Below are 8,154 nucleotides of genomic sequence, written 5' to 3'. Positions count from 1 at the left end.
CCCACCAGCACGTCCACGCCCCGCAGCACCGCGAGCGCGGGCCACACGGCCAGCCCCGACGCGTGGACCGTGGGAACGAGCCACCGCACCACGGCCCGCCCCCCGAGCGACACGCGCAGCCGGTCCGCGGTCGCCCCGGCCTCCGCCACCTCCTCCGGGCGGCCACAGCCCATCACCGCCACCACGGGCCGCGTGTCCCCGTCCTCCACGTCCAGCTTCCGCCGGGCCTCCTCGCGGGACAGCAGCGCGTCCGCGTCCAGCAGCAGCCACGGCGCCGTGCGCACCGCGCGCGGGTGGTGCGCGAAGGGCGCGTCCTCTCCGGGCACGACGAGCAGGTCGAACGCGTCCACGGCGTGGGCCACGTCGAAGCGCTCCACGTAGACGGGGTTCAGGTCGCGGTGCACCAGCACGCGCGGCGCAGGCACCATGGGCAGCAGCGCCACCAGCTCCCCGGCGAGCCCCCGGGGGAAGGTGTCCACCACCAGCACGTCCGGCGTGGACTCCGCGAGCCACGCGCCCACCGCCGCCACGGTGGCGGCCTTGTCCAGCCGCGCGTCCACGTGGTGCACGGTGGCGCCGGGGCCCAGCCACGACTCCAGCGGCAGGCCGGGGGCGAAGGGGCTGTTGGTGAGGACCTCCACCCGGTGGCCCCGGGCCACGGCCGCGCGGGCCAGGGCCGCGGCGCGCGTCAGGTGGCCCAGGCCTCCGCCGAGCGCGTAGAGGCGCCAGTGCTGACATCGCGCGGCCACGCTCAGCTACCGCCCAGGTCCTCCTCGAAGGAGGCGTCGTCCTCGCGCCGCACGCTCTCGCCGTCGGCCTCGGTGAAGTCGTTGGTGTCGCGGGAGGAGGACGAGGACCCGGAGCCGCTCCACGCGTCGCGGCCGTAGTAGCCGTAGTCCTCGTAGTAGTAGCTGGGGTCGTCCTCGTCGGCGGAGGTGTCGGAGCCGTCGCGGTTCTCGTCGCCGTTGTCGGCGGCGCGCGCGCACGTCACGCAGACCGTCTCCTCGCCGTCGAGCATGCGCAGGTGCAGCGCGCAGATGGGCTTCTGGCAGCGCATGCACTGCGTGGACGCACCGCGCTCACAGGGGTGGGAGAAGAGGAAGCCGGACGTCTCCAGGCACTGCTCGGCGGACGGGAAGGAAGGGGACATGGCTTGGGAAGGCTCAGGGCGACGCGGCGCCCGCGGGAGACTGGAGGCGGAAGAGCAGGGCCATGCGCAGGGGCAGGTCCAGCGAGGAGAAGCCCAGGCACGCGGCGGCTTCCGGGGACACCGGCTGCTTGGTGGCGAGCACCGTCTTGCCGGACGGGTCGCGCAGGGACAGCTTGCCGTCGCGCACCTTCACGTGGACCTCCTCCGCGCCGGACGCGCCCTTCACGGACGCGCCTCCGCCGTCGGAGGCCACCGTGTAGAGCACCGCGCCCTGGGCGTCCGTGAGCTTCCACCCGGCGCCCTCGCGCGTCAGCGTGTAGCGCACGGCCGAGCGCCCGGCGTCCTTCACCTGGAACGCGTCCGGGCCGCCCGTGACGTAGGCCAGCACCGCGTCGTCCGGACCGGACACCTTGAGCTCGCCGCCCTTCCACTTGTAGCGGGCCAGCTCCTTGTCCTCGCCGTCGACGAGCTTCGCGCCGTCGTCCTTGGGCTTGAGCGAGAAGCGCTCGCGGTCGTCGCCGTCCTTGAACTTGAGCTTGGTGCCGGCCTCCTTCGGCTCGGCGGCCGAAGCGGCGGCGGTGGCGGGAATGGCCTGCGTGGGCGGAGCGCTGGAGGCGGGAGCGCCCTGCGAACAGGCCGAGGCCCCGAGCACACCGAGGCCCACGAGGAACAGGACACGAAGCTTCACGACGTGGACCTCACGTTCCCGGGCCGGGCCTGGGAGCTGGAGTGGTTGAGCACCTGGTAGAGGCTCAAGAGCATCATCGTCGCGGTGCGCGACGCGTCTGGCTTCGAAGACCCTTGCGGCCGGGGCGTCCTGGGGGCTTGGACCACCCAGTCCTCGTCCAGCAGGACGCGCAGCTCCGCCCGGTCCTCGGCCACGCGCACCCGCTTCAGCCGGGCGCCGGGGGGCAGCCGCACGGCGTCCCGCGCGCGCGATTCCATGGCCGCGAGCCCGGGGTGGCGCTCCGGCTTCACGCGCAGCGCGACCGTCATCAGGCTGACCCCGCTCCGCTTGCGCTTCGTCTTCACCTTGAGAGGCAGGACCTTCGTGCGATGGACCAGCCGCACCTGCTCCACCACGGACAGCTGCAGCTGCGTGCCGTCCGCGAACCGGCCCTGCAACGACAGCCACGGGTCGACGAAGTCCTCGCGGGTCCCCGTGCCGTGCTTCCCCCGGTGGACGCGCTTGCGGTCGTCCAGGGGCAACGTCAGGTCCAGCGTCACGTCCACGGGTGCGTCCTGGACCAGGTCCACCTGGAAGCGCTGGAGCACCGTGGCCACCAGCAGGCGGCGCTGTTCCTTGTACGGCGCCACGAACCGCTCTTCCGGCCACGAGGACGCGCTCAGCGGGGAATCAAACTCCGACCCCATGGAGGACGCGACGAGCGTGAGGATGCCTCCGACCAGCAGCCCGAAGAAGAGGAAGCCCATCAGGGAAGTCAGGCCCTCCAGGCCCGAGGGCAGGAACCAGAGGATCGCCAGGGCCACCACGGCCGCGACGAGCATTCCCACCCCGATGCGCGCGGCGGTGTTCTTCGGGGGGCCGGTGGGCTCTGGCTGCCGCGCTTCCGGGACGGGCCTGGCCCGTGGATCCATGGCGCGCAGGTCCTCCAGCACCTCCGCCACGGTCGCGCGCCGCTGGTAGACCTGGGTCTTCTGGAAGGCTTCGAGGTCGAGCGGCACGGGAGGGAGACCTTGTTCAGCGGGAGCAGGCCGCGACCGAGCGTAGGAGGCGCCTTCTGACAGGTCAAACCGGCTGCTGACGGCCCGGCGGCGTGCTCCGCCGGCGCGTGGTGCCCAGCACCTGGTAGAGGCTCAGGAGCATCATCGTCGCGGCGCGCGCCGCGTCCTGGGGCGCGGGAGGCACCAGCCCCTTGGGCGCCTTGCCGGCGGGCGGGGCGGGCTTCGTCGTCAGGACGCCCCACTCCTGATCCAGCACGACGCGCATCGCCAGGCGGTCCTCCGCCACGTCCAACCGCGACAGCACGACGCCCGGCGGGAGCCGCGCGGCCTGCTTCGCGTTCGCGCGCAGGTCCGCCAGGCCGGGGAAGCGCTCCGGCTTCACGCGCAGCCCCACCTGGAGCAGCGTCTTGCCCTTGCGCTTGGTCTTGAGCTTCGTCTTGCCGCTGCTGCTGCGGCCGTAGCGCTTGCGCTTCTGCAGGTGCTCCACCATGGACACGTGCAGGTGCGTGCCGTCCGCGAAGCGGCCGTGCAATGACAACCACGCGTCGGTGAAGTTCTCGCAGTCCCACCGGCCCCGCTTGGTCTTGCCCACGCACTTTCGCTCTTCATCGCGCGGCGCCAGGTCCAGCTTCACGTCCACGGGCGCGTTCACGTCCAGGTCCACCTGGAGTCGCTTGAGCAGCGTGGCCAGCATTCCGTAGCGCCGGTTGTCCAGGTCCGTGCGGCCCGCGCGCGCCCGGATGACGAAGAGCACGATGCCGGCCACGAAGCTCGCCACGCCCACGAGCAGCGGCAGGCCCGCGAACGCGTCCTGCTGCTCGAACGAGAGCTGCCCCACCGCGAGGGACAGGAGGGCGGTGCCGGCGATGCTGAAGACCAGCAGGCTCCAGGCGGCGATCCACAGCGTGCGCCGCTTCTGTTCCGCGCGCGCGTCCAGCTCCTCCAGCGCCTTCAGGTCCGCCAGCACCTCCGCCACCGGGGCGCGGGCTTCGTAGACGTACGTCTTCTGGAACGCGGAGGGGTCGAGCGCCACGGTGGAGGGCCTTGGTCAACGGTCAGCGGTAAGAAGCCGCGAGCGAGCGTAGGAGTCGCCCCCGGGCAGGTCAAACCGTCCCGCGCCGTCCGCGCGCCGCCTGCAGCTTCGCGCGCCGCCGGGCGTAGCCCAGCACCTGGTAGAGGCTCAGGAGCATCATCGTCGCGGTGCGGGACGCGTCGTCCTTCTCCAGGGCCTGCCTCCAGAAGGCGGGCGCGTCCGAATCGCCTGCGGCCTTCTCCGGCCGCGCCACCCATTCATCCGACAGCCGGACGCGCAGCGACAGCCGGTCCACCGCGACGCGCACCCGCTCCAGTTCGACGCGCCGGGGCAGGCGCGTGGCGGCGGTGGCGCGGGCCTTGAGCCGCTCCAGACCGGGATAGCGCTCCGGCTTCACGCGCACGGACACCTCCAGCCGGGCGAAGCCCTTGCGCTTGGTCTTGGTGCGCGTCTTGCCGCTGGCGCTCGTCTTGGAGCGCTCGCGCTTCTGGAGCCGCTCCACCATGCGGATCCGCAGGAAGGTGCCGTCCGCCAGCCGCGTCTCCAGCGTGAACCACGGGTCGACGAAGAAGTCCGTGTTCCACCAGCCCACCATGTCCTGCTTCACGCGCTTGTGGAGCAAGTCGGGGGGGCGCAGGTCCAGCTTGAGGCGCACCGGCGCGTCCGGGGCCAGGTCCACCTGGAGGCGCTGGAGCAGCACCTGGGCCAGCCCGTAGCGGCGGTTGTCCAGGTCGCGATCCTTGAGCGCGAACCGCCAGAGGAACAGGCAGAGGCCCACGGCGAGCAGCGTCCCGCCCACCGCGCCCGTGACCTTCAAGAGCTGGAGGCCCGCATCGGAGAGCTGCTCGTCCGCGTTCACGGCGCCCGCCCACACGCCATAGGTCAGCAGGGCCATCACCCCGCCGGGAACCGTGGTGAGCCAGCCGCCCCACGCCAGGGCGCTGCGCTGCGCTTCCGCGCGAGCGTCCAGTCCGCCCAGGACCTTCAGGTCCGCCAGCAGCTCCGGCACCGGAGCGCGGGATTGATAGAGGAAGACTTCGTGGAAACGGCTGATGTTGACCGCCAAGGCGGTGGACTCCCTGCGACGCCCGGCGGGCGGACCCGCGCGCGAGCGTAGGAGTCCGCGCGAACGACGGTCAAACGGCCCTGCGTCCCCGGCGCTTCTTGCGGCCCCGCTCCGGCTTCGCGAGCGGCGCGGGGGCGGGCTCGGGCGGAGGCAACGGGGGCAGCGGATGCCGGGCGACGTGGAGCATCTGGTAGAGGCTCAGCAGCAGGCCCGTGAGCACGCGGGACAGGTCGAGCCGGGACATCCGCGTGCGCCAGAAGGCCGCCTCTTGGGGGACGAGCTTCCCGTCTCCCCCGTGGGTCAAGCCCTTGGGGAGGCGCGCGCACCAGGGCTCGCGCACATGGACCTGGAGCCGGAGCGCGTCCGCGGAAACCCGCAGCCGGCGGAAGGTCACGCCGTCGGGCAGGCGCACGCACCGGCGGGCCTCGGCCTCCGTCAACGCCGCGAGTTCCGGGTGCCGGCGGGCCTTCACCCGCAACGCCAGCTCCACATAGAGCACGTCCCGGTACTTGAGCTTCAGGCGATTCGGCTTCGTGGGCGCCGGCCTCTCGCGGACCTGGCACCGGCGCTTCTCCTGGATGCCCAGGCGCAGGTGCGCGCCGTCCGCCAGCCGCGTCTTCAACTCGAGCCACGCGTCGACCTTGGTCCAGGTCGGGGTGTCGGGCATGTCCGCCGGTGGCTCCGGGGACCCGGGCCCGGTGGGGATGGGCTCCGGGCGCAGCTTCAGGCTCACGGTCCCGTCCGCCGGAAGGTCGCGCTGGAGCCGCCGCAAGAGCACGGCCACCAGCTCCGGGCGGCGGGTGCACAGCTCGAAGCCCACGAAGGGGTTCACCCTCCCACCGAACCGCGGGGAGTACAGGGAGTGCCGGATGATGGCCAGCGCGCAGCCCAGCCAGACCGCCATGAACCCGGCGAACTGCGACACCGGCTCCGGGTAGACGAGGCACAGCACGAGGCACGTCACGATGAGCCCCGAGAAGACAAGGGTGCGCCACCGTCCCGGCTTCCGGAGCGCTTCACGGCGCTCATCCCGCTGGAGCGTGTCCAGGAAGTCCAGCACCTGGGGCACGGGGACCTGATGGAACTCACGCAGGGGCATGTGGACCTTCTTACCAGAGGCGAAAGCCAGCCATGCAGGCAGGCAGGGCGCCGGGAAGGCCCGGCCGTTAGGTAGGATGGAGCGGCCCCAACGGCATCGGGCGCGAGGTGGACCGTGGACGAAGTGAGCCGGAGAGCGGCGCTGAAACTCATCGCGGCGGCGGGCATCACTACTGCTGCCGCGGGATGCTCGCGCGGTTCGGGAAAGGCAGAGGAGTCGAAGATGAGTCAGCAGCAAGCGCAGCAACCGGAAGCCGTGGTCCGCGTGGATCCCCTCGGGCCGTCCCCCACCCCGTGGCGGACGCCGGATCCGTTCCTCTTCTGCGTGCACCACGACGACCGCTATCCCCAGGGCAATGAGCAGCTGGGGCCGAAGGCGTCGCTCGCGGGCCGCGACATCGGCCAGGACTTCGCGGGGCGGGATGGCTGGAACATGTACCACGGCACCGTGGTGCCGGGCTTTCCGCAGCACCCGCACCGGGGCTTCGAGACGGTGACCATCGTGCGCAACGGGCTGCTGGACCACTCGGACTCGCTGGGCGCGGCGGCGCGCTTCGGCGGGGGCGACGTGCAGTGGCTCACCGCGGGCGGCGGCATCAACCACTCGGAGATGTTCCCGCTGCTCAAGCAGGACCAGGGCAACCACATCGAGCTGTTCCAAATCTGGCTCAACCTGCCGCGCGCCAACAAGATGGTGCAGGCGCACTTCTCCATGCTGTGGGACCACGTCATCCCGCGCCACGAGGCGAAGGACGACGCGGGCCGGACCACGAGCATCACCGTGGTGGCCGGCAACCTGCGCGACGTGAAGGCGCCGCCCCCGCCGCCCAAGTCCTGGGCCGCGAACCCGGACGCGGACGTGGCCATCTGGACGCTGAAGATGGAGCCGGGCGCGCGCTGGACGCTGCCCGCGGCGTCGCGCGGCACGAACCGGATGCTCTACTTCTTCCTGGGCTCGCGCCTGAGCGTGGGTGGCAAGGCGGTGCCCGTGCGCAACGCCATCGAGCTGCGCTCGGACGTGGACGTGGTGCTGGAGAACGGCCCGGAGACGGCGGAGCTCTTGCTGCTCCAGGGCAAGCCCATCGGCGAGCCGGTCGTGCAGTACGGCCCGTTCGTGATGAACTCGCGGCAGGAGATCCAGCAGGCCTTCGCGGACTACCAGCGCACGGGCTTCGGCGGCTGGCCCTGGCCCAGCCATGACCCGGTGCACGCGCGCGAGGAAGGGCGCTTCGCGCGGCACGCGGACGGCCACATCGAGCGGCCGGCCTGATCAGGGCTGCTTCGTCTTGACGGCCTTGGCTTCCTTCCCGGTGGGATTCGGGAGCCAGGGCCGCCATCCTGGTTGGACCCCGCTGACGAGGTGTCTCCGTTGATGCTCCCCGTCAGTGCGGGAGCTTCTCCCCGACAGTGGAGGCAATCGTCTGGAGCCCTTCGCGGGAGCGGCCCAGGGGCTTGCGAGGCAGGGTGCGCAGCCCGGTGACTCCGACGCCCAGCGAGCCGCCCACCAGCACGGCGCCAATCACGAGCGCGCCTTTGACGGGCCGCTTCGGGAGCGCGAGGGCCGCCGCGATGATCAGGGCGCTCACCCCCGTCAGCCCCATCCAGGCGCTCGCGCCCAGCAGCAGCGAGCTCTTCGCGGTGTTCTTCGCGTCCTCCTTGAGGTCCTTCCGGGCGAGCTCCGCCTCCTTCGTGAGGATGCGTTTGCCCTGCGTGAGGATCGTCGACATCAGCGACGGGCGCTGCTGCGGCTGTCCGGCCTGCTGCTTCTGTTCGTCCATGGAACGCTCCAGGGGTTCGAGGGGCTCGGGAAAAGGTAGGTCCGCACTCCAGAAGCGGGTGGCAGGGAGGCGGGGCGGCGACTCCCCTTCCCGAGGCCGCCCGCTCCAGCCGGGGAGCCCGGCCGCGCCGTAGGCCGGGAGCCTGGGCCTCCTGGGGCAAGGCGCGCCAATTCACGCTAGAACGCCTCCCGTGGGGAACATGGGAGGCACCATGGAGAAGCAGGCGCTGGCGGAATCCGAACGCGCATTGGCCAGGACCGGGGAGCGCCAGACAGTGGCGCAGCGGGTCCTGGGGAGGGTGGGCGGAAGTCTCCTCTTCGGGAGTTCGGTCCTGGGCCTCGCG

General features: G+C 71.9%; 9 protein-coding genes. 1 reads left to right on the top strand and 8 read right to left on the bottom strand.

Features of this window, described 5'->3' with window-relative positions; all coding sequences use genetic code 11:
• The 7 genes from D7W79_RS34715 to D7W79_RS34685 form a co-directional block, all read right to left on the bottom strand.
• The coding region (locus tag D7W79_RS34715) for a hypothetical protein (protein WP_120529616.1) at positions 1-749 on the bottom strand (749 nt) is incomplete at its 3' end.
• Between the two features lie 2 nt (positions 750-751).
• Positions 752-1,150 (bottom strand): hypothetical protein, encoded by a 399-nt coding sequence (locus D7W79_RS34710; protein ID WP_120529615.1) that lies wholly within the window; start codon positions 1,148-1,150, stop codon positions 752-754.
• 13 nt (positions 1,151-1,163) lie between these two features.
• The gene (locus tag D7W79_RS34705) at positions 1,164-1,838 is read right to left on the bottom strand and encodes a hypothetical protein (protein WP_120529614.1); all 675 of its coding nucleotides are present in this window, start codon (positions 1,836-1,838) and stop codon (positions 1,164-1,166) included.
• On the bottom strand, positions 1,835-2,836 hold the full coding sequence (locus tag D7W79_RS34700) for a hypothetical protein (RefSeq protein WP_120529613.1): 1,002 nt from the start codon (positions 2,834-2,836) through the stop codon (positions 1,835-1,837). The genes D7W79_RS34705 and D7W79_RS34700 overlap by 4 nt, the downstream gene beginning before the upstream one ends.
• A 64-nt stretch (positions 2,837-2,900) precedes the next feature.
• Positions 2,901-3,869 (bottom strand): hypothetical protein, encoded by a 969-nt coding sequence (locus D7W79_RS34695; RefSeq protein ID WP_120529612.1) that lies wholly within the window; start codon positions 3,867-3,869, stop codon positions 2,901-2,903.
• A 70-nt stretch (positions 3,870-3,939) separates the two neighbouring features.
• Positions 3,940-4,935, bottom strand: a complete 996-nt coding sequence (locus tag D7W79_RS34690; RefSeq protein ID WP_120529611.1) for a hypothetical protein — start codon at positions 4,933-4,935, stop codon at positions 3,940-3,942.
• A 70-nt stretch (positions 4,936-5,005) separates the two neighbouring features.
• Positions 5,006-6,034, bottom strand: a complete 1,029-nt coding sequence (locus tag D7W79_RS34685) for a hypothetical protein (RefSeq protein ID WP_120529610.1) — start codon at positions 6,032-6,034, stop codon at positions 5,006-5,008.
• A 222-nt stretch (positions 6,035-6,256) separates the two neighbouring features.
• Here D7W79_RS34685 and D7W79_RS34680 point away from each other — a divergent pair, with 222 nt between their 5' ends.
• Positions 6,257-7,303, top strand: a complete 1,047-nt coding sequence (locus D7W79_RS34680; RefSeq protein ID WP_120529609.1) for a pirin family protein — start codon at positions 6,257-6,259, stop codon at positions 7,301-7,303.
• Between the two features lie 112 nt (positions 7,304-7,415).
• Here D7W79_RS34680 and D7W79_RS34675 read toward each other — a convergent pair whose 3' ends face one another.
• Complete coding sequence (locus D7W79_RS34675; RefSeq protein WP_120529608.1) at positions 7,416-7,811, bottom strand: phage holin family protein; 396 nt, start codon at positions 7,809-7,811, stop codon at positions 7,416-7,418.
• Between the last annotated feature and the right edge of the window lie 343 nt (positions 7,812-8,154).

Source organism: Corallococcus exercitus (assembly GCF_003611585.1).
GTDB lineage: Bacteria > Myxococcota > Myxococcia > Myxococcales > Myxococcaceae > Corallococcus > Corallococcus exercitus.
Note: the sequence above shows the minus strand (reverse complement) of the source record. Positions and strands in the feature narration are given on the sequence as shown.